This is a genomic window from Pseudomonas sp. App30 (genome assembly GCF_047947025.1).
GTDB lineage: Bacteria > Pseudomonadota > Gammaproteobacteria > Pseudomonadales > Pseudomonadaceae > Aquipseudomonas.
Genome location: NZ_CP133165.1, coordinates 1780444 through 1805210 on the forward strand (window position 1 = coordinate 1780444; position 24767 = coordinate 1805210).

24 protein-coding genes and 2 pseudogenes are annotated in these 24767 nt (G+C 66.2%); 15 read left to right on the forward strand and 11 right to left on the reverse strand.

What is annotated here, in order from left to right; translation table 11 throughout:
- Nucleotides 1-12 precede the first annotated feature (12 nt).
- Nucleotides 13-897, reverse strand: a complete 885-nt coding sequence (locus RAM80_RS08095) for a TauD/TfdA dioxygenase family protein (protein WP_416425721.1) — start codon at nt 895-897, stop codon at nt 13-15.
- Nucleotides 898-1095: 198 nt separating this feature from the next.
- Nucleotides 1096-1959 carry a LysR substrate-binding domain-containing protein gene (locus RAM80_RS08100; RefSeq protein ID WP_416425722.1) on the reverse strand — a complete coding sequence of 288 codons (864 nt, stop codon included), beginning with the start codon at nt 1957-1959 and terminating at the stop codon, nt 1096-1098.
- Between the two features lie 113 nt (nt 1960-2072).
- Between RAM80_RS08100 and phnD the strand changes: the two genes are divergently transcribed.
- The 8 genes from phnD (at nt 2073) to RAM80_RS08140 (ending at nt 10089) form a co-directional block, all read left to right on the forward strand.
- Nucleotides 2073-2936 (forward strand): phosphonate ABC transporter substrate-binding protein, encoded by an 864-nt coding sequence (gene phnD / locus RAM80_RS08105; RefSeq protein ID WP_416425723.1) that lies wholly within the window; start codon nt 2073-2075, stop codon nt 2934-2936.
- Nucleotides 2936-3736: a phosphonate ABC transporter ATP-binding protein gene (phnC, locus tag RAM80_RS08110; RefSeq protein WP_416427433.1), complete on the forward strand. Its 801-nt coding sequence runs from the start codon at nt 2936-2938 to the stop codon at nt 3734-3736. The genes phnD and phnC overlap by 1 nt, the downstream gene beginning before the upstream one ends.
- Nucleotides 3699-4499, forward strand: a complete 801-nt coding sequence (gene phnE, locus RAM80_RS08115; RefSeq protein ID WP_416425724.1) for a phosphonate ABC transporter, permease protein PhnE — start codon at nt 3699-3701, stop codon at nt 4497-4499. The genes phnC and phnE (RAM80_RS08115) overlap by 38 nt, the downstream gene beginning before the upstream one ends.
- A gap of 1 nt (nt 4500) precedes the next feature.
- A complete protein-coding gene (gene phnE / locus RAM80_RS08120) occupies nt 4501-5289 on the forward strand; it encodes a phosphonate ABC transporter, permease protein PhnE (RefSeq protein WP_416425725.1) in 789 nt (262 codons plus the stop codon).
- Nucleotides 5290-5317: 28 nt separating this feature from the next.
- Nucleotides 5318-6430, forward strand: a complete 1113-nt coding sequence (locus RAM80_RS08125) for a phosphonoacetaldehyde reductase (RefSeq protein WP_416425726.1) — start codon at nt 5318-5320, stop codon at nt 6428-6430.
- Nucleotides 6431-6512: 82 nt separating this feature from the next.
- On the forward strand, nt 6513-6896 hold the full coding sequence (locus RAM80_RS08130) for a hypothetical protein (RefSeq protein WP_416425727.1): 384 nt from the start codon (nt 6513-6515) through the stop codon (nt 6894-6896).
- Nucleotides 6897-7175: 279 nt separating this feature from the next.
- On the forward strand, nt 7176-8570 hold the full coding sequence (locus tag RAM80_RS08135) for an MFS transporter (protein ID WP_416425728.1): 1395 nt from the start codon (nt 7176-7178) through the stop codon (nt 8568-8570).
- A 124-nt stretch (nt 8571-8694) separates the two neighbouring features.
- Nucleotides 8695-10089: an amidase gene (locus tag RAM80_RS08140; protein ID WP_416425729.1), complete on the forward strand. Its 1395-nt coding sequence runs from the start codon at nt 8695-8697 to the stop codon at nt 10087-10089.
- 117 nt (nt 10090-10206) lie between these two features.
- Here the strand turns inward: RAM80_RS08140 and RAM80_RS08145 are convergent.
- From RAM80_RS08145 to RAM80_RS08155, 3 genes and pseudogenes are all read right to left on the reverse strand, one after another.
- A pseudogene (locus RAM80_RS08145) lies at nt 10207-10569 on the reverse strand (methyl-accepting chemotaxis protein); the annotation flags it as partial.
- A 174-nt stretch (nt 10570-10743) separates the two neighbouring features.
- Nucleotides 10744-11526 (reverse strand): annotated as a pseudogene (locus RAM80_RS08150) (PAS domain-containing protein); the annotation flags it as partial.
- Between the two features lie 342 nt (nt 11527-11868).
- Nucleotides 11869-12885 carry a LacI family DNA-binding transcriptional regulator gene (locus RAM80_RS08155; protein WP_416425730.1) on the reverse strand — a complete coding sequence of 339 codons (1017 nt, stop codon included), beginning with the start codon at nt 12883-12885 and terminating at the stop codon, nt 11869-11871.
- A gap of 207 nt (nt 12886-13092) precedes the next feature.
- On the opposite strand from RAM80_RS08155, the gene RAM80_RS08160 reads away from it, so the two are divergent.
- Together RAM80_RS08160 and RAM80_RS08165 are read left to right on the forward strand one after the other, a co-directional pair.
- Nucleotides 13093-13629, forward strand: a complete 537-nt coding sequence (locus tag RAM80_RS08160; RefSeq protein ID WP_416425731.1) for a gluconokinase — start codon at nt 13093-13095, stop codon at nt 13627-13629.
- 73 nt (nt 13630-13702) lie between these two features.
- On the forward strand, nt 13703-15055 hold the full coding sequence (locus tag RAM80_RS08165; RefSeq protein ID WP_416425732.1) for a GntP family permease: 1353 nt from the start codon (nt 13703-13705) through the stop codon (nt 15053-15055).
- Between the two features lie 33 nt (nt 15056-15088).
- On the opposite strand, the gene ilvA is transcribed toward RAM80_RS08165, so the two are convergent.
- A complete protein-coding gene (ilvA, locus tag RAM80_RS08170; RefSeq protein ID WP_416425733.1) occupies nt 15089-16099 on the reverse strand; it encodes a threonine ammonia-lyase, biosynthetic in 1011 nt (336 codons plus the stop codon).
- 262 nt (nt 16100-16361) lie between these two features.
- Here ilvA and RAM80_RS08175 point away from each other — a divergent pair, with 262 nt between their 5' ends.
- Both RAM80_RS08175 and RAM80_RS08180 read left to right on the forward strand, forming a co-directional pair.
- On the forward strand, nt 16362-16673 hold the full coding sequence (locus RAM80_RS08175) for a hypothetical protein (RefSeq protein WP_416425734.1): 312 nt from the start codon (nt 16362-16364) through the stop codon (nt 16671-16673).
- Between the two features lie 60 nt (nt 16674-16733).
- Entirely contained in the window at nt 16734-17363 is a 630-nt protein-coding gene (locus tag RAM80_RS08180; protein WP_416425735.1) for a glutathione S-transferase family protein, read from the forward strand.
- Between the two features lie 147 nt (nt 17364-17510).
- On the opposite strand, the gene RAM80_RS08185 is transcribed toward RAM80_RS08180, so the two are convergent.
- Nucleotides 17511-18371 carry a LysR family transcriptional regulator gene (locus RAM80_RS08185; RefSeq protein WP_416425736.1) on the reverse strand — a complete coding sequence of 287 codons (861 nt, stop codon included), beginning with the start codon at nt 18369-18371 and terminating at the stop codon, nt 17511-17513.
- 102 nt (nt 18372-18473) lie between these two features.
- Between RAM80_RS08185 and RAM80_RS08190 the strand changes: the two genes are divergently transcribed.
- Both RAM80_RS08190 and RAM80_RS08195 read left to right on the forward strand, forming a co-directional pair.
- Entirely contained in the window at nt 18474-19181 is a 708-nt protein-coding gene (locus RAM80_RS08190; RefSeq protein ID WP_416425737.1) for a CTP synthase, read from the forward strand.
- A gap of 2 nt (nt 19182-19183) precedes the next feature.
- A complete protein-coding gene (locus RAM80_RS08195; RefSeq protein ID WP_416425738.1) occupies nt 19184-19513 on the forward strand; it encodes an antibiotic biosynthesis monooxygenase family protein in 330 nt (109 codons plus the stop codon).
- Nucleotides 19514-19520: 7 nt separating this feature from the next.
- On the opposite strand, the gene RAM80_RS08200 is transcribed toward RAM80_RS08195, so the two are convergent.
- The 3 genes from RAM80_RS08200 to RAM80_RS08210 all read right to left on the reverse strand — a co-directional run bounded on the left by RAM80_RS08200 (nt 19521) and on the right by RAM80_RS08210 (nt 22480).
- Nucleotides 19521-20939, reverse strand: coding sequence for a short-chain fatty acid transporter (locus tag RAM80_RS08200; protein WP_416425739.1), 1419 nt, complete (start codon nt 20937-20939; stop codon nt 19521-19523).
- A gap of 153 nt (nt 20940-21092) precedes the next feature.
- Complete coding sequence (locus RAM80_RS08205; RefSeq protein WP_416425740.1) at nt 21093-21749, reverse strand: CoA transferase subunit B; 657 nt, start codon at nt 21747-21749, stop codon at nt 21093-21095.
- Between the two features lie 32 nt (nt 21750-21781).
- Complete coding sequence (locus RAM80_RS08210) at nt 21782-22480, reverse strand: CoA transferase subunit A (RefSeq protein WP_027978608.1); 699 nt, start codon at nt 22478-22480, stop codon at nt 21782-21784.
- A gap of 130 nt (nt 22481-22610) precedes the next feature.
- Between RAM80_RS08210 and RAM80_RS08215 the strand changes: the two genes are divergently transcribed.
- Nucleotides 22611-23510, forward strand: a complete 900-nt coding sequence (locus RAM80_RS08215; RefSeq protein WP_416425741.1) for a LysR family transcriptional regulator — start codon at nt 22611-22613, stop codon at nt 23508-23510.
- 90 nt (nt 23511-23600) lie between these two features.
- Here RAM80_RS08215 and RAM80_RS08220 read toward each other — a convergent pair whose 3' ends face one another.
- Complete coding sequence (locus RAM80_RS08220; protein WP_416425742.1) at nt 23601-24719, reverse strand: DUF2235 domain-containing protein; 1119 nt, start codon at nt 24717-24719, stop codon at nt 23601-23603.
- Nucleotides 24720-24767 lie beyond the last annotated feature (48 nt).

The following is a 24767-nucleotide window of genomic DNA, read 5'->3' on the forward strand; positions in this document are numbered from 1 at the left end:
GTGACTCCCGGATCAGAACGGCGCATCGCCCTGGATAGTGGTGCGGTGCAGCTTGCGGCGCAGGTGCTCGGGGGTGCCGGCAGCCAGGTGGATCAGCGAACGGTTGTCCCAGAACACCATGTCGTTGGGTTGCCACTGGTGGCGGTAGACGTTTTCCGGGCGCACGCTGTGGGCGTACAGCTGGTTGAGGAGGTCGCGGCTTTCGTCTTCGGGCAGGCCGACGATGTGGGTGGTGAAACCTTCACTGACGAACAGCGCCTTGCGGCCATTCTCCGGGTGGGTACGCACCACCGGGTGGCTGACGGTCACCACCTGTGCAAGCTGCTCGGCGGTCAGGGTCGGGCGCCAGTTGGCGGCGTTTTTGCCCTCGCTGTAGCGGGCGGTGTACGAGTGCACCGCCTGCTTGCCTTCCACCGCGTCCTGCAGGTGTTGCGGCAGGCTGTCCCAGGCGCGGTGCATGTCGGCGAACAGGGTGTCGCCGCCCTCGCTGGGCAGTTCCTGGGCGTACAGCATCGAGCCCAGGCTAGGCAGTTCCTTGTAGGACAGGTCCGAGTGCCAGTACTTGCCGGCATCGCCCAGGCCGACGGGCTGGCCGTGCTCGACGATGTTGGAGACGATGAGGATTTCCGGGTGGTTGGCCAGCAGGAACTGCTTGAGCACGTGGATCTGCAGCACGCCGAAGCGGCGGCTGAAGTCGATCTGCTGCTGCGGGGTGATGTGCTGGTCGCGGAACACCACCAGGTGGTAGTCCAGGTGCGCGCGGTGCACGCGGGCGAAGTCTTCGTCATTGAGCGGCCGGCTCAGGTCCAGGCCAACGATCTCGGCGCCCACCAGGCCTTGCAGGGGGCGGACTTCGAAGGTCTGGGACGGCAGGGGGGCGAAAGATAAGGCGGACATGCTGGGCTCCGGCTCTGGCTATTGAGTACGAGTAGGTGATGACCAAACTCTATAGGCATAAGAACCGAAATTTAAATATCGTTAATGCATAACGATATCACTGGAAATTGTGGATGCCTTTGTGGGAGCTGGCTTGCCAGCGAGTTTTTGCCCGCCAACAGCTCGCTGGCAAGCCAGCTCCCACAAAAGCCGCGGCGGTTACATCGCCCGCGCAATCTCCAGGAACGCGCTGATGATGGTGTTGGCGCCCCGCTCCTTGCGCCACACCAGCGTGGCGTTGGTCAGCAGCCCCTGCTGCTCGGCAAAGGACACGATGACGATGCGCTCATGGGGCACCACCTCGTCCTGGGACACGTAACCGATGCCCATGCCCTTGGCGATGGCAATGCGGATGGCCTCGCGGCTGCCGATTTCCAGCACGCTGGCCGGCTGCACGCCCGCGGCCTGGCACGCCGCCTCGAAGATCTGCCGGCTGGAGGAGCCCGCCTCGCGGTGGATCACCGGCTCGCCCTCAAGCTCGGCCAACGCCACGCTGGCGCGCGTGGCCAGCACATGGTCCGCCGGCACCGCCAGCATCAGCGGGCACTGCCGGTAGCGCAGGCGCGCCAGGCCGTTGCCCGGTTGCTGGCTGGCCAGCACGCCCAGGTCGGCGTCGAAGTTTTCCACGGCGTCGTGCACGTACTGCGAATGGCCGAACTCGACGCTGACCTGCACCCGCGGGTAGCGCCGGTGGAATTCGTGGAGGATTTCCACCAGGTGATAGGGCCCCACGGCGGCAATGCGCAGATGCCCCGAACCCAGCGCGCGCACGTCGCTGAGCAACTGCAGCGCGTCCACCTCGGCGTCCATCATGCGCCGGGCGCTGGCCATCACCTGCACGCCCAGCGGCGTGAGGCGCACCTGACGGCCGGTGCGGTCGAACAGCGGTTCGCCGCAGCGCTCCTCCAGCTCGCGAATCTGCTTGGAAATCGACGGCTGGGTGATCTTCAGCAGCCGCGCGCCCTCGGTAAAACTGCCGGTTCGCGCCGCCGCCAGGAAGGCGCGCAGTTGGGCGTAGATCATCAGTGCATTCCCTGAAGCTATGGGTAAGGTCGTATATAGCTATCAAATTCATGCATCAATTGTCATATCGCCTCTGCAACATTCGCTCATCAGTCACCGAAAGAGACGCACCGATGAAGCCGTTGCTGAAGAAAATCGCCGCCGTGGCCTGCCTCACCTGCGCCGCCAGCGTGGCCCAGGCCCGCGACCTGGTGATGGGCCTGATTCCGGCCGAGAACAACGAGGAGATGATCCAGCACTTCGAACCCATGCGCGCCTACCTGGAGAAGAAGCTGGGCGTGCACGTGAAGATGTACACCGCCACCGACTACGCCGGCGTCATCGAAGCCATGCGCAAGAAGCGCCTGGACATCGCCTGGCTGGGCCCGCTGTCGTACATCCTCGCCGAGCAGGAAGCCGGCGCCGAGGCCTTCGCGGTGGGCGTGAGCCCCGATGGCCGCTCGATCTACAAGAGCATCTTCGTGGTGCCGGGCGACTCGCCGGTGCACAAGCTCGAAGACCTCAAAGGCAAGAACGTCGCCTTCGTCGAGCCTGCGTCTACCAGCGGCAACCTGGTGCCCAGCTACATCCTCAAGCAGCGCACCGGCCAGACCCCCGCGCAATTCTTCGGCAAGTTCACCTACGCCGGCTCCCACGACGCCGCCCAGCTGGCGGTGAAAAACCACGCGGTGGACGCCGCCGCAGCGAATGACATTTCCTACAAGATCTTGCTGGAAAAAGGCCTGATCACCCCGCAAAGCAACCGCATCATCGAAACCTCGATGGACATCCCCGACTCGCCGCTGACCTACCGCAACGACCTTGACCCGGAGCTGAAGGCAAAGATCCGCGACGCCTTCTACAACGCCCACAAGGACATGCAGGTGACCGGCTACGGCAAGTACATCCGCTACACCGAGGCCAAGCCGGCCGACTACCAACCGATCCGCGACATGATCACCTCGCTGGGGCTGGGCCGCGACGCCCTGCTCAAGTGATGCAGCCACAGGAGCGCGCCATGCTGGCCTTCCGCTTGACCCACGTGTGCAAGCACTACGACAACGGCCACCAGGCCCTGAAAGACATCAACCTGGACATCGAGGCCGGCAGTTTCGTGGTGATTCTCGGCCCGTCCGGCGCCGGCAAGTCGACGCTGCTGCGCTCGCTCAACGGCCTGGAAAGCATCCAGGGCGGCGAGATTCTGTTCGATGGCGTGCAGGTGGTGCCGCGCAACCTGCGCCACGTGCGCAGCGGCGTGGCCATGGTGTTCCAGCAGTTCAACCTGGTGGGCCGGCTGTCGGTGATGACCAACGTGCTGACCGGCCGCCTGGCCCGGCGCTCGTGGCTGGGCAGCCTGCTGCACCTGTTCCGCCGCGACGACGTGGAACTGGCCACGCGCCTGCTGGCCCGGGTCGGCCTGACCGAACGTGCCTGGCAGCGCGCCGACAAACTGTCCGGCGGCCAGCAGCAACGAGTGGGCATCGCCCGCGCCCTGGCGCAGCAGCCCAAGGTCATCCTCGCCGACGAGCCGGTGGCCAGCCTGGACCCGCTGGCCACCGAGGAAGTCATGGCCATGCTCGCCGCCATCAACCGCGAGGACGGCATCACCGTAATCCTCAACCTGCACCAGGTGGACCTGGCCAAGCGCTTCGCCGACCGGGTGATCGGCGTCAACGCAGGCAGCATCGTCTTCGACGGCCCGCCCGCGCAACTGGACCGCAACGCCCTGGCGCACATCTATCAACGTGAAGGAGACGCCCATGCGCAGCCCGTCCCGGCTCTGCTGGCCTACGCCTGACGGCCGCGCGCCCTGGCGCCTGATCGGCCTGGTGGCAATGCTGCTGGTGTTGCTGCTGGCCAGCGCGCCGCTGGTGGAAATGGACCCGCTCAAGCTGCTGCACTCGCTGGGCAACCTCGCCGAGTTCGCTGGCAAGCTGGTGACCGTGCCGGAGTGGAGCTACCTGCCGCAGCTGGGCATCAAGCTGCTGGAAACCTTCGAGATCGCCTTCCTGGCGACCTTGCTCGCCGCCTTCGTCAGCCTGCCGCTGGCGATCATCGCCGCGCGCAACACCACGCCTCGGCCGTGGCTGGGCCGCGCCGCGCGCCTGTTGCTGTCGTTCACCCGCGCCCTGCCCGACCTGATCTGGGCGCTGGTGTTCGTCGCCGCCCTGGGCCTGGGCCCGCTGCCGGGGGTGATGGCGCTGGCGGTGGTGACCGTGGGCTTCATGGCCAAGTTCTTCGCCGAGGCCATCGAGGTGGTGGACGACAAGGCCGTGGAAGGCCTGGTCGCCCACAACGCCAGCTGGCTGCAGGTGCGCAGCTTCGCCCACCTGCCCCAAGCGCTGCCGGACCTGCTGGGCGCGCTGATGTACATCCTCGACCACAACTTCCGCGCCGCCACCATCCTGGGCATCGTCGGCGCTGGCGGCATCGGCTACGACCTGGTGATGTCCATGCGCTTGTATGACTTCCCGCGCCTGCTGCTGATCATGCTGGCCGTGCTGCTGGTGGTATCGACCCTGGACCGTATCAGCGCTGCCCTGCGCAAGAGGATCATCTGACATGCACGCGACACTATTGCCTGCCCTGCCCAAGCGCCCGTTCAACCCGGCGCCGCTGCTGATTGCCGCGGTGTTCGCGGTGGCCGGGCTGTGCGTGATGCACCTGGACCTGTCGGTGGACGGCCTGGGCTACGCGCTGCAGGACATCGCCGAGTATTTCTCGCGCTACACCCGCCCCGACTTCAGCGACCTGCCGCACTCACTGTTCCTGCTGCTGCAAACCCTGGCCACCGCCCTGTGGGGCACGGCCATTGCCTGTGTGGGCGCGTTCATCCTGGCGCCGCTGGCCGCGCGCAACCTGACGCCCAACCGCCTGTGTTTCACCCTGGTGCGCGAAGCGCTCAGCGTGTCGCGGGCCACCCCCGACCTGGTGCTGGCGCTGTTCTTCGTCGCCGCCATCGGCCTGGGGCCGCTGCCCGGCACGTTGGCGCTGGGGGTGCACACCCTGGGCTTCCTAGCCAAATTCATCGCCGAAAGCCTGGAACGCGTGCCCGAAGGCGCCTACGAAGGCGTGCGCGCCACCGGCGCCGGGCGCATCCAGACGCTGTTCTTCGCCGGCTGGCCGTCCATTGGCCGCGAGACCGTGGGCTACGTGCTGTACATCTTCGACCGCAACGTGCGCATGAGCTCGGTGCTCGGCCTGGTGGGCGCCGGCGGCATCGGCCAGGCGCTGTACGACGCCCTGCGCCTGTTCCAGTACGGGCGCTCGGCAATGCTGATCCTGATCCTGCTGGTGACCATCGTCGCCATCGACGCCCTGTCCGGCTGGGCGCGCCAACGCCTGGCCTGAACCTTCATCTATTTCAAGGAGCCCTTCGATGTGGTCCTACCGTAACCCCGTGCACCTGCAATGTGGCATCGACGCCTTCGAGCGCACCGCCGAGTTCATCAACGGCCGCCCCTACGTGCTGCTGACCTACGCCCACCCGCTGTTCGCCGGCCTGGCCCAGCGCCTGGCGCAGCAGGCCGGCGCGCCGCTGCTGGTGATCGACGACGTGCGCGAGAACCCCGACATCGACTTCCTGCGCGACGCCGCCGCGCGCCTGTACCCGGCCAGCTGCGCCGCCGAACAACCGCCGGTGCTGGTGGCCCTGGGCGGTGGCTCGGTGATCGACAGCGCCAAGTGCCTGGCCGCGTTCGAAGGCGACTTCGCCCGCACCCTCGACTACCTGGAAGGCCGCGAGCAATCCTTCAGCGCCCTGCCCATCATCGCCATCCCCACCACGGCCGGCACCGGCAGCGAGGTGACCTGCTGGGCCACCGTGTGGGACCCGGCCAACCAGCGCAAGCTGTCGCTGGCCCATGAGCGGCTGTACCCGGAAGTGGCCCTGTGCGACCCGCAACTGGGCCGCAGCCTGCCGCGCGGGCTGACCGTCGCCACGGGCCTGGACGCCTTGTCCCACGCCCTGGAAAGCATCTGGAATACCCAGCGCAACCCGCTGTCGCTGCACTACGCCGAAACGGCGGCGAAAACCATCATCGAGGTGCTGCCGCGCCTGGCCGACGACCTCGACAACCTGCACCTGCGCAGCCGCATGCTGCAGGCCGCGACCTGGGCCGGCCTGGCGTTTTCCAACACGCGCACGGCGCTGGCGCACAACATTTCCTACGCCATCACCTTGGAACAGGGCACGGCCCATGGCATCGCCTGCTCGTTCAGCCTGCCACGGGTGCTGCGCTGGGCGGTGGGCCACGGCGCCGACATCGACGAGAGCCTGGCACGGGTGTTCGGCGTCGACGCCAGCCAGGTGGCCGAAGCTGGCGCTACGCAGCTGGAAGCGTTGCTCGACCGCCTGGGCGTGAGCCGCGAGCTGGCCGACTACGGCCTGGACGACAGCGGCTGGGCCGCCTTGGTGCAACGCTCGGCCCAGGGCGCGCGCGGGCGCAATTTCGCCGGCCAGCCCCTGCTGGGTGATTCGCATCACATTTGATACATATCCAGGCTGGCACTGAGACTATCGTTTGGGATATTTTGGATCCACACACCCACGTGCTCAAGGATAAGCCCCGACAATGCTGGTCTCCCGTGAAATCACCGTCCCCGTGCGCCCCAAGTTGACGTGGGAAGAAACCTGGCAGGGCCCCGATCAAGGACTGATCCGCTGCTGGGAAATCGGCCGTGAGCGCGCGCAGAAGATGCCCGAGCTGGCCGAGCAATGCCGCGCCGGCGAACTGCCGGTGCTGGGCTGGAAAGGCGGCGTGGCCCGCGCGCTGAAGAAGAAGGAGAAATACGGCGCGCTGAAATACCTGGCCCAGTGGCAGGGCCTGCGTGGCGAAGACCTGCAGGTGCAGGCCGATCGCGAGACCACCCTGACCTGCAGCCGCACGGGCATGATGGTGACCTTCACGCCGGACCGCGGCAAGTACCTCAACCAAATGGCCGACAACGACGATTAACCCGTAGCAGCAACTGTCTTGTGGGAGCTGGCTTGCCAGCGAGCTTTTATGGCCCCAACAGCTCGCTGGCAAGCCAGCTCCCACAGGAGGTAGCAGCTGCCGAAGGCTGCGTCCCCCCCAGCCACGCAACAAATCTTGAAATTATGCGTGGGCAGGGGACGCAGCCTGCGGCAGCTGCTACGGGATCGCAATAAATTCGCCATATTGACTCATATTTAGCAATCTATCGCCGCGCAACAATCAGTATCATCCTCGCTCCACCCGCCTGGATTCACGCCCATGTCCACCCACGCCTCCCCCGACCGCGCCGCGCTGATTTCGGCGCGCATCGACCGCCTGCCTGCCGTGGCGACGTTGTGGAAGCTGGTGGCGCTGCTATCGATTGGCGGCTTCTTCGAGCTGTACGACCTGTTCCAGACCGCCTACATCAGCCCCGGCCTGATCCGCGACGGCATCTTCGCCGCCGGCAACCAGGGCGTGTTCGGCCTGTCCGACCAGGCGGCGTTCGCCTCGGCGACCTTCCTCGGCCTGTTCTTCGGCGCCAGCCTGCTCAGCCCCATCGCCGACCGCTTCGGCCGCCGGGCCATCTTCACCTTCGCGCTGGTCTGGTACACCCTGGCCACCGTGGTCATGGGCCTGCAGAGCAGCGCGCTGGGGTTGATCGTCTGCCGCTTCTTCGTCGGCATCGGCCTGGGCATCGAGTTGGTGACCATCGACGCCTACCTGTCCGAACTGGTGCCCAAGCGCATGCGCAGCTCGGCGTTTGCCTTCGCCTTTTTCGTGCAGTTCCTGTCGGTGCCAGCCGTGGCGCTGATGTCCTGGTGGCTGGTGCCCCAGGCGCCGCTGGGGGTTTCGGGCTGGCGCTGGGTGGTGCTGGCCAGCGCGCTGTTCGCGCTGATCATCTGGTGGCTGCGCTCGCGCCTGCCCGAGTCGCCGCGCTGGCTGGCCCAGCACGGGCGCTTCGACGAGGCCGAGGCGATCCTGGCGCCCATCGAGGCGCGCTGCCAGCGCGACCACGGCCAGCCGTTGCCCACGCCGCAGCTGGAGGCGGTGCCGGTGGAAGCCCAGGGCCATTTCCGCGACATCTGGCAGCCACCCTACCGCCGCCGGGCGCTGATGCTGATCGTCTTCAACATCTTCCAGGCCATCGGTTTCTTCGGCTTCGGCAACTGGCTGCCGGCGCTGCTGTCGGGCCAGGGCGTCAGCGTCACCCACAGCCTGGGCTATGCCTTCGTCATCACCCTGGCCTACCCGCTGGGGCCGTTGCTGTTCGTGCGCATCGCCAACCGTTTCGAGAACAAATGGCAGATCGTCGGATCGGCGCTGGGTACCATGCTGTTCGGCACCTTGTTCGCGTTCCAGACCAGCGCCGTGGGGCTGATCGTCTGCGGGGTGATGATCACTTTCTGCAACGCCTGGCTGACCTTCAGCTACCACTCGTACCAGAGCGAGATGTTCCCCACTCATATTCGTGCGCGCGCCGTGGGCTTCTGCTACTCGTTCAGCCGCCTGTCCACGGTGTTCAGCAGCCTGATGATCGGCTTTTTCCTGGAGCATTTCGGCACGCCGGGGGTGCTGGCGTTCATTGTCAGCAGCATGCTGATCGTGACGCTGACCATCGGCGGCTTCGGGCCCAGGACCCGCAACCTGGCGCTGGAAAACATCGCTCACTAAAGCGCCCGTGGGAGCTGGCTTGCCAGCGAGCTGTTCAGGCCCAAAAAGCTCGCTGGCAAGCCAGCTCCCACAAAGACAGTTGCTGCTACGCTTGCTGCACGACCACGTTCAGGGAGTGAGGGTGATGACCGATCTGCATGATCTGCCGGCAGCGCAGCTGCTGACCATGTTCGCCAGCAAGACGCTGTCGCCGCTGGAGTATTACCAGCATCTGGTGGATCACATCGGTCGCTGGGAACCACACATCAACGCGCTGTGGAATTTCGACCCGCAGGGCGTGATGGAACAGGCCCGCGGCGCCACCGAGCGCTGGGCCCGGGGGCTGCCGCGCGGGCCGCTGGACGGTGTGCCGGTGACCCTCAAGGAATTGATCGCCACCCAAGGCCAGCCCATTCCCCTGGGCAGCGCCGCCACCGTGCTGCAACCCGCCGCCCAGGATGCGCCCCCCGCAGCGCGGCTGCGCGAAGCCGGGGCGATCGTGCTGGGCAAGACCACGGTGCCGGATTTCGGCATGCTGTCGTCCGGGCTGTCGAGCTTCCATGGCGTCACCCGCAACCCCTGGAACCTGGCCAACAACACCGGTGGTTCCAGCTCCGGCGCCGCCGCTGCGGCGGCCGCTGGCTATGGCCCGTTGCACGTGGGCACCGACATCGGCGGCTCGATCCGCCTGCCGGCCGGCTGGTGCGGGCTGGTGGGGTTCAAGCCGACCCTGGGGCGCATCCCCATCGACCCTTACTACACCGGCCGTTGCGCCGGGCCCATGACCCGCAGCCTGGACGACTGCGCCCTGTTGATGCGCTACCTGTCGCTGCCCGACAGCCGCGACGCCACCAGCCTGGCACCCCAGGCGCTGGACTGGAAACTGGCGCCGCCGTCGATGCGCGGCCTGCGCGTGGGGGTGCTGCTTGACCCTGGCGTGGGCTTCACGCCGTCGGCGCGCACCTGCGCGCTGGTGGAGGCCGCCGCCAAGCACTTCCAGGCCCACGGCGCACGCCTGCAAACCGTGGCGCCACTGATGGACCGTACGTTGCTGGAAGGCATGGACCGTTTCTGGCGCGCACGGCAATGGGCCGAGCTGAGCGCCATGGGCAGCGCGCAGTTCGAAAAGGTGCTGCCTTATATACGCGAGTGGGCCGCCCCCGCCGCCGACTTCACTGCCGTGCAGGCGGTGCAGGGCTTCAACCAGACCTTCGAGATGCGCCGCCGCGCCGCTGCGGTGTTCGACGAGGTGGACCTGCTGCTGTGCCCCACCAACCAGGTCGAGGCCTTCCCCGCCGACTGGCCGTCACCGGGCAACGACCCGCAGCAGCCGTTCGAGCACATCGTGTTTACCCTGCCGTGGAACATGGGCGAGCAGCCGGCGCTGTCGATCAACTGCGGCTTTACCGAGCACGGCATGCCCGTGGGCCTGCAGCTGGTAGGGCCACGCTTCGCCGATGAATGGCTGCTGCAGATGGGCAAGTGGTACGAAGGCGTGCGCGGCGAGATGCCGGCCTGGCCGACACCTCCCCACGCCTGAACACCCTGCCTCCGTAGCCGCTGCCGCCAGGCTGCGCTGGCCCCTGAGTACACTGGAGATCCCCAGCGTCATTGAGGGCCAGCGCAGCCTGCGGCAGCGGCTACGGAATGTGTGGTGTCAGTGCAGCTGCAGGGTGGAGTTGATCTGGCTGATCGCGTCCACCACGTGGCGCGAGCCTTCCTGGATTTCCAGGATCACCTCGCCCGCCTCGTTGGCCAGCTCCACGCCCAGGCCGGTGCGGCTCAGGCTCGACTGCATGCTGGCCACCGCGCTCAGGGACAGGTCATGGTTCTGCCGCACCACGTCGACGATCTCCACCGTGGCCTGGCTGGTGCGCGCCGCCAGGCTGCGCACTTCATCGGCCACCACCGCAAAGCCGCGGCCATGCTCGCCGGCGCGCGCCGCCTCGATGGCGGCGTTGAGCGCCAGCAGGTTGGTCTGGTCGGCAATGCCACGGATGGTCTGCACGATCTTGCCGATGTTCTCCGACTGGCGGTTCACCGCATCAATGCTGCGCGCCGCCTCGTTGAGGTCGTTGGAGATTTCCTTGATCACGTCCACCGTCTGGCGCACCACGCTCGAGCCCTTCTGCGCGCAGGCGTCGTTCTGCACCGACGTGGCGTGGGCGGCTTCGGCGGCGGATTGCTGGGTGTTGATCTGCGCGGTGATGTCGCTGGCGAACTTCACCACTTTATACAGGCGGCCGTGGGGATCGAAGATCGGGTTGTACGAGGCTTCGAGGAAGACCACGCGGCCGTGCTTGTCGACCCGTTCGAAGCGGTGCGAGTGGTACTCGCCACGGTTGAGCGAGGCCCAGAACGCCTTGTAGTTCGGCGATTCGGCTTCGGTGCGGGTGCAGAACATGCTGTGGTGCTGGCCGATCACCTCGCTCAGCGAATAGTGCAAGGCCTGGAGGAAATTGTCGTTGGCGGTGAGCACGCGGCCGTCGGGGCTGAATTCGATCACCGCCATGGAGCGGCCGATGGCCTTGAGCTTGCTTTCGCTTTCATGTTCCAGGTGCGCGCGGTCGGAAATGTCGGCCGCCACCTTGATCACGCTGCGCACCTCACGGTTGGGGCCCAGCACTGGCATGTAGCTGGCCTCCAGCCACACCTCGCGGCCGCTCTTGTCCAGCCGCTCGAAAGTGCCACTCAGGGGCTCGCCGCGCTGGAGGGTCTGCCACATGCGCTGGTATTCCTCGCTCTTGTGGAAGCCGTCGGCGCAGAACAGCCGGTGGTGCTTGCCGCGAATCTCTTCGACGCTGTAGCCCATGGTCTTGCAGAAGTTGCTGTTGGCATCGAGGATCAGGCCCTCGGGGGTGAACTCGATCATGGCCATGGACCGGCTGATGGCAGCCAGGCGCGCGTTGGCATGCTCCAGTTCGGCGGTCAGGCGCGCGATTTCCGCCACATCGGCCTTGCGGTGGGAGTCAAACATGGTTCGAAGACCTCAAGCGTCCGGTTACTTTTGAAAACCCAATGGTTAAATGCAGAAGCAACGCACTTCGGGGCACGACGAATGGAATGGGGGCGTGAAGCAAGGCTGGCGCGACATTCCCTGTGCTTTCTTCCCTGACAAGGCAACTCCCGGTTCACCTGCTGAGCATAGCCAGCAAGTGTGGGGTTGCAAGCAAAGCGCCATTACCCGGTGCACACCGCACCGTAGCCGCTGCCGACAGGCTGCGCTGGCCGTGGTGGACCCTGAACATCTTCGGTGAGGCACAGGGCCAGCGCAGCCTGCGGCAGCGGCTACGCGATCGCGTGGAGTTCGGGCGAGCGGTCAGCTTTCGCGCACCACCAGTTCAAACCCCAGGTCTTGGGTAGGCAGGGTCATCGGCTTGCCATCCAGCAGCCCCAGCAGCAGGTGCGCCGCCTGGCGGCCAATGGCGGCGCGCGGGGTGCGGATGGAGGTAAGGCGCGGCACCAGGTGCGCCGAGGCTGGCAGGTCGTTGAAGCCGACCATGGCCACCTGTTCGGGAATCTTCAGGCCCTGGCGCGAAGCTTCGAGGATGGCGCCCTGGGCCAGGTCGTCGTTGCAGAAGAAGATGCCGTCGACGTCCGGGTGGCGGCGCAGCAGGTCATTGAACAGCTCGCCGCCCAGGCCGATGGACGACGGCGCCGGCGCCATCAGTTGCAGCGCCGGGTCGAAACAGCCGGCGGCCTGCAGGGTCTGGCGGAAGCCGTCGCCGCGCTGCAGCACCCGTGGGTCGAGCTGCGCGGCCACGTAGGCCAGGCGCTTGCGCCCACGGCTGAGCAGGTGGCGCGCCGCCACGGCGCCCGCCTGCTCCTGGGAAAAGCCCACCGAGGTGATGCCGGGCGTGGCGTCCAGCTCCATCATGTGCACGCAGGGCACGCCGCTGGTGGCGAGCATGCGCCGCGCGGCCTCGGTGCGCTCGAAACCGGTCAGCAACAGGCCCCGTGGCTGGTAGGCCAGGTAGTTGCGGATCAGGTTTTCTTCTTCATGGATGTCGTAGTGGGAGTTACCGATCAGCACTTCCAGGCCCCGGGGGCGCATCACGTCGTGGATGGCTTCCAGGGTGTCGATGAACAGCTGGTTGGACAGCGACGGAATCAGCACCACGATGGACTGGCTCTGCGCCGACGCCAGCGCGCGGGCGGCAGGGTTGGCCACGTAGCCCAGTTGCAGGGCGGCTTCGTGGACCTTGATGGCCAGTTCCGGGGCGACGGTGGGCACCCCCCGCAACGCGCGGGAAGCGGTAATCGGGGAAACGCCGGACAGCCGTGCGACTTCGGAAAGCGTCGGGCGACCGGTAGTACGAGAGCCGGTGCGGGTCATGGGTCTTATTGTTTTCGACTTGCCATTAATAGGGGTGGCGGCTAAGGTAGCGCTGTCTTTAGCACAGGGCAATGATGAAATTATTTCATCGTGTGCAACTCCCCGAGCAAGGGCTGCTCAAAACATATCAATAAGATCAGGGTGCAGTAGCCGCCGGGGTAGCCTTACAAGGATCCCCTGCACGCGCTGTTCCTGCAGGAGATACCGATGGTTTTCCCTCTTTCCGCAATCGTGGTGATGGGTGTTGCGGGCTGCGGCAAGAGCAGCGTCGGCGATGCTATCTGTCACCGTAGCGGAGGTCGCCTGATTGAAGGTGACGTGTTCCACCCTGCCGCCAATATCGAAAAAATGTCCGCTGGTATCCCCCTCAACGACGACGACCGCGCCGGCTGGCTGACCCGCCTCGGCGAGGAAATGAGTGCGTGCGTGGCCAGTGGCGAACGCGCCATCCTGACCTGTTCGGCGCTCAAGCTGGCCTACCGTGACAAGTTGCGCGCTGCCGTGCCCAACCTGGGCTTCGTGTTCCTGGAACTGACCCGCGAGGAAGCAGCTGACCGCGTTTCCCACCGCCCGGGCCATTTCATGCCGGCCAGCCTGATCGACAGCCAGTTCGCCACCCTGGAATCGCCCAAGGGCGAAGTGCTGACCCTGCCCCTGGACGCGACGCTGCCCATCGCCACCCTGGCAGAGAAGGTCGACGCCTGGCTGCACAACCAAGACGCATCGCTGTCGCAATCGGCCTGATTCATGAGCCCGCACAAGACAGCGCTATCCCAACTAGAATTGCACCGACCACAACAAGAAGAGGCATACCCCGATGCTGGGTCTACCGACTAACACCTACTTGCTGCTCGACGCCCTGATCACGATCATCGGCCTGGTGCTGCTGATCACCAAGTTCAAGGTTCACCCGTTCGTGGCGCTGACCATCGCCGCCGGTTTCCTTGGCCTGACCTCCGGCATGCCGGTGGCCAAGGTGATGAAATCCTTCCAGGACGGCTTCGGCGGCGTGCTCGGCTTCGTCGGCATCGTGCTGGCGTTGGGCACCATGCTCGGCAAGCTGATGGCCGACTCGGGCGGCGCCGACCAGATCGCGCAAACGTTGATCCGTGCCTTCGGCAAGCGCAACGTGCACTGGGCCATGATGTGCTCGGCGTTCCTGGTGGGCATCCCGCTGTTCTTCGAGATCGGCTTCGTGCTGCTGATTCCGCTGGTGTTCATCGTCGCCCGCCGTTCCGGCGTGTCGCTGGTGAAAATCGGCATTCCGCTGCTGGCCGGCCTGTCCGTGGTCCACGGCCTGGTGCCGCCGCACCCGGGCCCGCTGCTGGCCATCGGGGTGTTCAAGGCTGACATCGGCAAGACCATCTTCTACGGCCTGATCGTCGGCCTGCCGACCGCCATCATCGCCGGCCCGCTGTTCGGCAGCTTCATCTCCAAGTACGTGCCGGGCAACCCGTCGACCGAGCTGATGGACCAGATCGCCAAGGAATCCCAGCACGAGAACCTGCCCAGCTTCAGCGTGACCCTGATCACCGTGCTGCTGCCGGTGTTCCTGATGCTGCTGAAGACCTTCGCCGACGTGTTCGTGCCGGCTGACCACATCTTCCGGCAGTGGATGGACCTGATCGGCCACCCGATCACCGCCCTGCTGGCCGCCCTGCTGCTGGCCTTCTACACCTTCGGTTTTGCCCGTGGCTTCGACCGCGCCAAGATCATGAAGCTGCTGGACCAGAGCCTGGCACCGACCGCCGCGATCATCCTGATCGTGGGCGCCGGTGGTGGCTTCAAGCAGATGCTGGTGGACACCGGCGTGGGCAACGTGATTGGTGAAATGGCCGTGCAGGCCCACGTCTCGCCGATCCTGCTGGCCTGGCTGGTAGCGGCGGTGATTCGTATCGCCACCGGTTCCGCCACCGTGGCCACCATCACCGGCGCCGGCATCGTCGCCCCGGTGGTGGACCTGATCCCGGGCGTGCCGCGCGAGCTGCTGGTGCTGGCCGCCGGTGCCGGTTCGGTGATCCTGTCGCACGTCAACGACGCCGGTTTCTGGCTGGTGAAGCAGTACTTCAACATGACCGTGGCTGAAACCTTCAAGACCTGGAGCATGATGGAAACCATCCTCTCGGTGGTTGCCCTGATCTTTATCATGTTGCTGTCGCTGGTGGTGTAAACCCGACCCCGTAGCCGCTGCCTGGGGCAGCGGCTACAGGGCTTCAGCGCAACGCTGCGCCCGCTGGGCAAAGTCCCCCAGCCGATCGAAGTTCACGTTCGCCCCCGAATCGATCGCCACCAGCACCTGCCCGCGCACCCCGCGCGTGGCCACGTAGCGCTTGATGCCCGCCACCGCCAACGCCCCCGATGGCTCGGTGATGGAACGCGTGTCGTCATAGATATCCTTGATCGCCGCGCCCAGTTCGTCATTGCTCACCGTGATCACCTCGTCCACCCAACGCCGGCAGATGTCGTAGCAATGGGCCCCCACCTGCGCCACCGCCACGCCGTCGGCAAAGGTATCGACCTGCCCCAGCACCACCCGCTCCCCCGCCGCCAGCGCTGCCTGCAAGCAGTTCGAACCCTCTGACTCGACGCCGATGACGCGGATCTGCGGCCGCAGGTATTTGACGTAGGCGGCGATGCCGGCCAGCAGCCCGCCACCGCCCACCGGCACGAAAATGGCGTCCAGGCCCTCGGGGTGCTGGCGCAGGATCTCCAGGGCCACGGTGCCCTGGCCGGCGATCACGTCGGGGTCGTCGAAGGGCGCGACGAAGGTCATGCCGCCCTTGGCCAGTTCCAGCGCATGGGCCAGGGCCTCGGGGAACGCAGCGCCGTGCAGCACGGCGTGGCCACCGCGCGACAGCACGCCATCGATCTTCAGCTGCGGCGTGGTCTGCGGCATCACGATGGTCGCGGCGATGCCCAGCTCCCGCGCCGCCAACGCCACGCCCTGGGCATGGTTGCCGGCCGAGGCGGTGACCACGCCGGCGGCACGCTCGGCCGGGCTCAGCTGCGCCAGCTTGTTGGTGGCGCCGCGGATCTTGAAGGAATAGGTGGGCTGCAGGTCTTCACGCTTGAGCAGGACCTGGTTGCCCAGGCGCAGGGACAGCGCCGGCGCCACCTGCAACGGGGTGACGATGGCCAGGTCGTAGACCTTGGCTTCCAGGGTCTTGCGGGCGTAGTAGGCGAGCTGGGCGGTATCGGTGTCGGTGTCACTCATGGGGCGTCTCCGGTGCAGTACTCGGAGCCCTGGTGACGTTCACTTGAAACCCGCCACGAGGGCGGGTTGGGTGCAGCTGCTAGCCCGCCAGATGAGGAATGGCGGTAATAATAATGCTCATGGCTGGCAGCGACAGGAAGGTGTTCATGCCCAGAACATACGCCGCCTGGCCCGGCGCCGTCAACCGCCCGTCGGCAGTGGGGCACCTTGTTCATCCGGCAATGGCCCAAAGCCTGTACCGCTCATGAAAAGGAGACTGTTCATGACTACTGCACGCTGGGCCGCCCTGGCCCTGACCACCCTGCTCAGCGCCGGCGCCTTCGCCGATGACAGCACCGGCCCCGTGAACCCTGCCAACCCCAACGGCGCCATTGGCACTACGCCAGCGGAAATCGGCGTGCCCAGCGGCACCGGCACGCGCATGCAGAACGGCAACACTGACGGCTCGGCCGGCCCCGACATGCCCGCCGGCAGCCAGCCGATCAAGCCCATAGGCGGCAACCCCGAGGGCAGTTCCATGGGCAACAGCAACACCAAGCCCGACAGCCCTTCAGGCACCACCAGCAAGCCGTGACTTGCGGCGGGCCGGCGGGTTAGATTCCGCATTCCCCTTCGGCCCGCACAGGACTTTCGCATGGACATGCCCGTTCGCATTCTGGGACGCGACACTTCGATCAACGTACGCAAGGTGCTGTGGACCTGCCACGAGCTGGGTATTGGCTTCATTCGCGAAGACTACGGCAACGGCTATGCCTCTACCCACACGCCCGACTACCTGCGGCTGAACCCCAACGCCCAGGTGCCGGTGCTGGTGGAGGACGACTTCGTGCTGTGGGAATCCAACAGCATCTGCCGCTACCTGGCCGGCAAACAGGGCGCGCCGTTGCTGCCCGTGGAGCGCCGCGCGCGGGCGCGGGTGGAACAGTGGATGGACTGGCAGGCCACGGAGCTGAACCCGGCCTGGCGCTACCCGTTCACCGCGCTGGTCCGCCAGGACCCGGCGTACCAAGACCTGCAAAAACTGGCTGACGGCACGGCCGAGTGGAACCGGGTAATGGCCATTCTCGACGCGCAGTTAGCGCGCACCGGCGCGTTTGTCACCGGCGAGCATTTCAGCCTGGCGGACGTAGTGCTGGGGCTGTCGGTGAACCGCTGGAAGATGACACCCATAGCGCATGCCGCATTGCCTGCAGTAGAGGCCTATTACCTGCGCCTGCAGGAGCGCGAAGGCTTCCGGCTGTACGGCGCCAACGGCATGCCGTGACCGCCATGTGGGAGCGGGTTCTACCCGCGAAAAACACACCGCGGAATACCTGTCGCCACGCGGCACCTTTTTCGTGGGCAGAGCCCACTCCCACAGAAGGAAGTTTACAAGGCTCCCCGTAGCAGCGGCCGCAGGTCGCGTCCGGGTTCACCCCAGAACGATCGCCGAACGCAGTTCACCAAACAACGTCACCACCGACCGCAACGCCCGGCAATCAGGCCGCGTCAGCATCCACAGCGCGCTGTCATGCCCCGCCAACGGTGCACCCAGCACCGTCAGGTCACCGATGAGGAACTGCGGCAACACCGCCACCCCCATCCCCGCCCGCACCATCTGCGCCACCGCCAGCATGGAGCTGGCCCGGTACAGCGGCGTCACCCCGGGCAGGTGTTCGCGGCGCCAGGCCACCCCGGGGTGGTCGGGAATGAAGTCATCGGCGGCCACCCAGTTCATCAACGCCAGGTCACGGGTGGCCAGCCCGGCCAGGTAGGCGGCGCTGGCACACACCTGGTACTGCACCGTGCCCAGGCGGCTGCCCACCAGGTGTTCGGGCGGCGCCTGGGTCAGGCGCAGGGCGATGTCGGCGTCGCGGCGGCTCAAGTTGGCGAAGTCATTGCTGGTGGTCAGCTCCAGCGCCAGCGCCGGGTAGCGCGGCATGAAGGCCGCCAGGGCCGGCAACAGCAGGTGCTGCAGCACCGCGTCGGTGCAAGTCAGGCGCACCGTGCCACTGACCACCTCGCCGCCCTGCTCCACGCTGACCTGGGCCACCTGCAGCGCCTGTTCCGCCTGCTCGGCCTGGGCCGCCAGGCTCATCGCCAGCGCCGTGGGCAGGTAGCCGCCGCGGCTTTTTTCGAACAGCGACTGGCCCAGCGCCGACTCCAGCCGGCGGGTCGAGCGGAACACCGTCGACACGTCCACGCCCAGCAGGCGTGAGGCCCGCGCCAGCGAACGGCCACGCACCAGGGCAAGGATCAGGTCAAGGTCGTGATGACTGAGGCGATATTGCATGAATGCACGGATACTTTGCCGAAATGCCAATATTGATTGCGCGGGTGCCAGCTTATAGTGGCCCTACTTGCACCGGCAAGGACCCACTGAAGGAACAGCCTCATGCCCCGCTCGCGCCCGCTGCACATCGCCCTGGTCGGCGACTTCGACGCCTCGATCACCGCCCACCGCGCCATCCAGGCCGCCCTGCCACTGGCGGGCCGCGCCCTGGGCATCAGCGTGGAGGCGCGCTGCCTGGCCACCGACCAGGTCACCGCCGCCAGCCTCGACCAGCCCTTCGACGCCATCTGGTGCATGCCCGGCAGCCCCTACCGCTCGCTGGAAGGCGCACTCACCGCCATCCGCCACGCCCGCGAACAGCGCATCCCCTTCCTGGGCACCTGCGCCGGCTTCCAACACGCGCTGCTGGAATACGCCCGCAATGTGCTGGGCTGGGCCGACGCCGAGCACGGCGAAAGCTTCCCCGACGCCGCCCGCGCCATCATCAGCCCGCTCAGCTGCTCGCTGGTGGAAAAACGCGGTGGCCTGCACCTGACGCCCGGCAGCCTGATCGCCCAGGCATACGAGCAGTTGGACATCGAAGAAGGCTACCACTGCAACTATGGCCTCAACCCGGCCTTCGCCGACGCGCTGTTCGCAGGCCCCCTGCGCCCTTGTGCCCATGACGCCGCCGGCGATGTGCGCGCCGTGCAACTGGAAGGCCACCCGTTCTTCGTCGCCACCCTGTTCCAGCCCGAGCGCGCCGCCCTGGAAGGCCGCGTGCCGCCGCTGCTGACCGCCCTGCTGCACGCCGCCAACCGGAGCGCCTGAGCATGTTCGCCAACACCCCGAAACCGCCCTATTACGCGGTGATCTTCACCTCCACCCGCACCGACGTCGACGCCGGCTACGGCGAAGCAGCCCAGCGCATGGTCGAGCTCGCCAGCGACCAGCCAGGCTTCCTCGGCGTGGAATCGGCGCGCGGCGAGGACGGCCTGGGCATCACCGTGTCGTATTGGCAGAGTGAAGCCGCGATCCTTGCGTGGAAGCAGCACGCCGAACACACCGACGCCCGCGCTACCGGGCGGGCGCAGTGGTACCAGCACTTCATCACGCGGGTGGCCCATGTGCAGCGGGCGTACGCGTTTGATCGCGAAGGCTAGCGTCCGGTCAGGGCATGACGGGGGGCACGTATTGCAACGTCGTCCCCAACGCCCACAACAGCACCAGCACCAGCGGCACGTGCACCAGCAGTTGCACGAAGCTGAAGCCGATCAGGTCGCGCGCCTTCAGGCCCAGCACGCCCAGCAGTGGCAGCATGTAGAAGGGGTTGATGAGGTTGGGCAGCGCCTCGGCGGCGTTGTAGATCTGCACGGCCCAGCCCAGGTGGTATTTGAGGTCGTTGGCCACCTGCATCACGTACGGCGCCTCGATGATCCACTTGCCGCCGCCCGAGGGGATGAAGAAGCCCAGCACCGCCGAGTACACGCCCATCAGCAGCGCGTAGGTGTCGTGGGAGGCGATCTGCACGAAGAAGGTGGAGATGTGCTGGGCCAGGGTCTGGCCTTCGCCGCCCTTTACCGTGGTGAGAATGGCGGCGATAGAGCCGTACAGCGGGAACTGGATCAGCACCCCGGTGGTGGTGGGCACCGCGCGGGCCACGGCGTCGAGGAAGCTGCGCGGGCGCCAGTGCAGTAGCGCGCCGAGCATGATGAACAGGAAGTTGTAGGTGTTTAGCCCGGAAATGGCGGTGATCGCCGGCTTGGTGGAGAACTCGTGGTACAGCCAGCCAGCCGCCAGTGCTACCAGCAGCAAGGTCAGCACCGGGCTGTGTTCCAGCCACTCGCCGGGGCGGCTGCGTTGGGCCTGGGGCGGCAGGTTGAAGCTGGGGTCGATGCCGCAGGCCTTGGCGTCGCGGGCGCTGTTGGGGCCCGGCGCGGTGGCGTAGGCGATGACCAGCGACACCAGCACCAGCACGGCCAGCATCAGCCCGGACTGCCAGAGGAAGATGGTCTGGGTGAAGGGAATGACACCGGTGATGGCGAGGATCGACGGCGGCAAGCTGGCCGGGTTGGCCTGCAATTGCGCAGCCGACGACGACAGGCCCAGTGCCCAGACGGCGCCCAGGCCCAGGTAGGCGGCGGCACCGGCGGCGCGGTAGTCCATTTTCAGGTCGGTGCGGCGCGCCAAGGCGCGTACCAGCAAGCCGCCGAACACCAGCGACAGGCCCCAGTTGAGCAACGAGGCGACCATGGAAATCAGCGCCACCCAGGCCACCGCCGAGCGGCCGTTGCGCGGCAAGCGCGCCAGGCGGTCGATGAGCTTCACCGCGGGCGGCGAGCTGGCCACCACGTAGCCGCCGATGACCACGAAGGCCATCTGCATGGTGAAGGGGATCAGGCTCCAGAAGCCGTCGCCAAAGGCGGTGGCGGTGTCGTTGGGCTTGGCGCCCATGGCCATGGCCGCCAGCGCCACGACGATCACCGCCACGGCGGCGAACACCCAGGAATCGGGGAACCAGCGCTCGGCCCAGTTGGAGCAACGCAGGGCAAACCGCGCGTAGCGGCTCTCTTCAATGTCTACGGACATGGGGTACTACCTTTTATTGTCTTTATTTTTGGATGCTGCAAAGCACTGTAGCCGCTGCCGCAGGCTGCGCTGGCCCTTGAGTTCGCTGAATGTCTTCAGTGAACTCAAGGGCCAGCGCAGCCTGCGGCAGCGGCTACGGGAGCGCGGTGTGGCTTAGAAGGTCATCTCGATCACATCATCCGGCACGATCAGCTTGCCGGCGGTCTTGGCGATAATTTCCTCGACGCTGATGCCCGGCGCGCGCTCGCGCAGGATGAACGCGCCGTTCTCGATCTCCAGGTACGCAAGGTCGGTCAGCACCTTGCGAATGCAGCCCGCGCCGGTCAGCGGCAGGCTGCACTGGGGCAGCAGCTTGGACTCGCCGTCCTTGGAGGCGTGGGTCATGGTGACGATGATGTTGTCGGCGCCGGCCACCAGGTCCATGGCGCCGCCCATGCCTTTCACCAGCTTGCCGGGGATCATCCACGAAGCGATGTTGCCCTGCACGTCCACCTCGAAGGCGCCCAGCACGGTAAGGTCGACGTGGCCGCCACGAATCATGGCGAAGGATTCCGCCGAGTTGAAAATGGACGCACCCGCCCGGGCGGTGACGGTCTGCTTGCCGGCGTTGATCATGTCGGCGTCGATGGTTGCCTCGGTCGGAAACTCGCCCATGCCCAGCAGGCCGTTTTCCGATTGCAGCATCACGTCGATGTCGTCGGGGACGTAGTTGGCCACCAGGGTCGGAATGCCGATGCCCAGGTTCACGTAGTAGCCATCCTTGAGTTCGCGGGCCACACGCTGGGCCATTTGTTCGCGGGTCAGTGCCATGTGCTAAACCTCTTGTTGTTCTGGGCCGGGCCTCAGGCCTTGACGGTGCGCTTTTCGATGCGTTTTTCGAAGGTGCCGAGAATCACCCGGTCGACGTAGATGCCGGGGGTGTGGATCTGGCTGGGCGGCAGCTCGCCAGGGGCGACGATTTCCTCGACCTCGACCACGGTAATCTTGCCGGCGGCAGCGGCCAGCGGGTTGAAGTTCTGCGCGGTGTGGCGGTAGATGACATTGCCGAAGTGGTCGGCCTTCCAGCCCTTGACGATGGCGAAGTCGCCAGTGATGGCCTCTTCAAGAATGTACTTGCGGCCGTTGAACTCGCGCACTTCTTTGCCTTCCGCCACGGGGGTGCCGTAGCCGGTGGCGGTGTAGAACGCCGGGATGCCAGCACCGCCGGCGCGCATTTTTTCCGCCAGGGTGCCTTGGGGGGTGAGTTCCACTTCCAGCTCGCCGTCCAGCAGCTGGCGTTCGAACAGGGCGTTCTCGCCCACGTACGAGGCGATCATCTTGCGGATCTGCCGGTCTTCCAGCAGCACGCCCAGGCCAAAGCCATCGACGCCGCAGTTGTTGGACACCACGGTCAGCCCGCGCACGCCCATGCGCTTGATCTGCGCAATCAGGTTCTCGGGAATGCCGCACAGGCCGAAGCCGCCGGACAATACCGTCATGTTGTCGGTGAGGCCGGCGAGGGCCTCTTCCCAGGTTGCTACTCGCTTGTCGAGCCCAGCCATATCGATCCGCCTTGTTTTAATTATTGGACTAACGCCAGCTTAGCCCAGGAGCGTGTTCGGCCCATCTTCTCGCCAACGGAGTTATTTGTTAATTTTGTTTTTCTGATGGATTGATTGAGTTTACAAAACAATGAACATCAAGCAGCTTCGCGCGTTCCTGGCCGTAGCCCAGGCCTTGAGCTTCGCCCAGGCCGGCGAGCGCCTGCACCTGTCGCAGCCAGCCCTGAGCCTGACCATCAAGGGCCTGGAGGAAGACCTGGGCGGTGCGCTGTTGATCCGCACCACGCGCAGCGTATCCCTGACCCCCGAGGGCGAGACCCTGCTGCCCCTGGCGCGGCAGCTGCTGGCCGACTGGGACAACGCCGAGGAATTGCTGCGCCAGCACTTCACCCTGCAGACCGGCAAGGTCTCGATCGCGGCCATGCCCTCCTTCGCCGGCAACCGCCTGCCTGCGGCGCTGAAGACCTTCCGCGACCGCCACCCGCGGGTGAACGTGGCCGTGCACGACGTGATCAACGAGCAGGTACTGGAAATGGTGCGCCACCGCCGCGTGGAGCTGGGCATCGGCTTCGAGCCCGAGTCCACCAGCTCGCTGGTGTTCACGCCGTTCTACCTGGACCGTTTCGTCGCGGTGGTGGCGGCCGATTCGCCCCTGGCCCAGCGAGACAAGCTCAGCTGGAGCGAGCTGTTGCAGGAGGACTTCGTCACCCTGCAGCGCCCTTCGGCGGTGCGCCTGATGCTGGAGCAGGACCTGGCCGATACCCATGGCAAGCTGTCTGTAGCCTTCGAAAGCCACCAACTGAGCACCGTCGGCCGCATGGTTGCCAGCGGCCTGGGGGTGAGCGCGGTGCCGTCGCTGTGCATCGAACAGATGGAAGAACTAGGCGCGCGTTGCGTGGCCCTGGATGAGCCGCGCATCGAGCGGCGCATCGGCCTGATGCGCCTGGCTGATCACAAGCTGTCGGCGGCGGCGCAGGCGTTGCAGGAGGTGCTGATTGAGACTTCCGCCCAGCACCAACCCACGCCATGACGACGAACGATTTGTGGGAGCTGGCTTGCCAGCGAGCTGTTGGAGCCCGAAAAACTCGCTGGCAAGCCAGCTCCCACAAGACTGTTGCTGCTACGGGGTGGGGGTGGTTTGGGGGATCAGGGGCAGGTCTTCTGCGACGCTGTACTGGCGGGGCAGGTTGACGGGGTGGTAGTCGCCGCTTTCCAGGCGCTGCAGGACTGAGCGGTGCAGCACCGCGCCCTCGGCGATGTAGCGCGGCCGCGGCTGGCCGAACGGCGGCATGCTGCCGATGGTGAACACGTGCTTGTGCAGCGTGTAGCTCCAGGCCCGGCGTGGCAACCACTCGGCCAGCGGCCATGGCCAGGTCATGGAGTCGTGCAACTGCCCGGGGCCGCCGGCGTCCAGCAGTTGCAGCTCGCGGGCGCAGCCGTCGGGGTCCAGCGCCAGGCCCAGGGCCCGCGCCTCGCCGAGCATCCAGCGCAAGGCCAGCAACGCCGGGCCCGATTCGTCCACGGCGTAGCCACCGCCCACGTCGCTGTGTACCCCGGCGAACCACACCTGGCGCACGTCGGTGCCCTGCCCCGGGCGCTTCTGCCACAGGTTGGGGCGGAAGAAACAACGGCGCTCGTCGATGGACAGCGCATGACGGACGTTCTCCACCATGGCGTTGCTGGCGGTGTACGGCAGCACCAGTGGGTCGTAGATCCAGCCCTCGGACTTGACCGTGTCGAACAACCCCAGCAGGTGCACCTTCACCGGCCGGCCAAAGGTGGCCTTGAACGCGTCCTGCAGCTTGAAGTCCGGCTGCTTGTCGCTGTTGCGCGCCTGCAACATGGCCCAGGCATAGTCGAACAGATGTGCCTCGTGGCCGCGCACCAGGCCCACGGCGTCGATCAGCGCCGCCAGCGCGCGCACGGCGTAGGCGCCCCGGGAAAAGCCGAACAGGTAGAGCTGGTCGCCGTCGCGATAATGCCGGGCGAGAAAGCGATAGGCGCCACCCACCGTCTCCTTCAACCCCCAGCCGAACGCCAGGCCGCACAGCCGCGAGGGCAGTTTCTGCCACTCGAACAGCGTCTCGCGCAGGCCGAAGGTACCCACGCCCTGGTCGTAATAGGACATGACCCGGGCGGGATCATCGGACAGGCAGCGGATCATCCGCAGTATATTGGTAGGTTGCAGGCTGAAGCGGTTGTTGGTGCCGTCCAGGCAGACCACGAGCTGTCGACCCATGCCGTTTCCTTGTGTTGAATGTTATTTCCCTAGCGTCGTCAGACTATA

Coding starts and splice junctions, on each gene's coding strand:
- RAM80_RS08095 (WP_416425721.1), bottom strand. CDS start 897: ATGTCCGCCTTATCTTTCGCCCCCCTGCCGTCCCAGACCTTCGAAGTC.
- RAM80_RS08100 (WP_416425722.1), bottom strand. CDS start 1,959: ATGATCTACGCCCAACTGCGCGCCTTCCTGGCGGCGGCGCGAACCGGC.
- phnD (WP_416425723.1), top strand. CDS start 2,073: ATGAAGCCGTTGCTGAAGAAAATCGCCGCCGTGGCCTGCCTCACCTGC.
- phnC (WP_416427433.1), top strand. CDS start 2,936: ATGCAGCCACAGGAGCGCGCCATGCTGGCCTTCCGCTTGACCCACGTG.
- phnE (WP_416425724.1), top strand. CDS start 3,699: ATGCGCAGCCCGTCCCGGCTCTGCTGGCCTACGCCTGACGGCCGCGCG.
- phnE (WP_416425725.1), top strand. CDS start 4,501: ATGCACGCGACACTATTGCCTGCCCTGCCCAAGCGCCCGTTCAACCCG.
- RAM80_RS08125 (WP_416425726.1), top strand. CDS start 5,318: ATGTGGTCCTACCGTAACCCCGTGCACCTGCAATGTGGCATCGACGCC.
- RAM80_RS08130 (WP_416425727.1), top strand. CDS start 6,513: ATGCTGGTCTCCCGTGAAATCACCGTCCCCGTGCGCCCCAAGTTGACG.
- RAM80_RS08135 (WP_416425728.1), top strand. CDS start 7,176: ATGTCCACCCACGCCTCCCCCGACCGCGCCGCGCTGATTTCGGCGCGC.
- RAM80_RS08140 (WP_416425729.1), top strand. CDS start 8,695: ATGACCGATCTGCATGATCTGCCGGCAGCGCAGCTGCTGACCATGTTC.
- RAM80_RS08155 (WP_416425730.1), bottom strand. CDS start 12,885: ATGACCCGCACCGGCTCTCGTACTACCGGTCGCCCGACGCTTTCCGAA.
- RAM80_RS08160 (WP_416425731.1), top strand. CDS start 13,093: ATGGTTTTCCCTCTTTCCGCAATCGTGGTGATGGGTGTTGCGGGCTGC.
- RAM80_RS08165 (WP_416425732.1), top strand. CDS start 13,703: ATGCTGGGTCTACCGACTAACACCTACTTGCTGCTCGACGCCCTGATC.
- ilvA (WP_416425733.1), bottom strand. CDS start 16,099: ATGAGTGACACCGACACCGATACCGCCCAGCTCGCCTACTACGCCCGC.
- RAM80_RS08175 (WP_416425734.1), top strand. CDS start 16,362: ATGACTACTGCACGCTGGGCCGCCCTGGCCCTGACCACCCTGCTCAGC.
- RAM80_RS08180 (WP_416425735.1), top strand. CDS start 16,734: ATGGACATGCCCGTTCGCATTCTGGGACGCGACACTTCGATCAACGTA.
- RAM80_RS08185 (WP_416425736.1), bottom strand. CDS start 18,371: ATGCAATATCGCCTCAGTCATCACGACCTTGACCTGATCCTTGCCCTG.
- RAM80_RS08190 (WP_416425737.1), top strand. CDS start 18,474: ATGCCCCGCTCGCGCCCGCTGCACATCGCCCTGGTCGGCGACTTCGAC.
- RAM80_RS08195 (WP_416425738.1), top strand. CDS start 19,184: ATGTTCGCCAACACCCCGAAACCGCCCTATTACGCGGTGATCTTCACC.
- RAM80_RS08200 (WP_416425739.1), bottom strand. CDS start 20,939: ATGTCCGTAGACATTGAAGAGAGCCGCTACGCGCGGTTTGCCCTGCGT.
- RAM80_RS08205 (WP_416425740.1), bottom strand. CDS start 21,749: ATGGCACTGACCCGCGAACAAATGGCCCAGCGTGTGGCCCGCGAACTC.
- RAM80_RS08210 (WP_027978608.1), bottom strand. CDS start 22,480: ATGGCTGGGCTCGACAAGCGAGTAGCAACCTGGGAAGAGGCCCTCGCC.
- RAM80_RS08215 (WP_416425741.1), top strand. CDS start 22,611: ATGAACATCAAGCAGCTTCGCGCGTTCCTGGCCGTAGCCCAGGCCTTG.
- RAM80_RS08220 (WP_416425742.1), bottom strand. CDS start 24,719: ATGGGTCGACAGCTCGTGGTCTGCCTGGACGGCACCAACAACCGCTTC.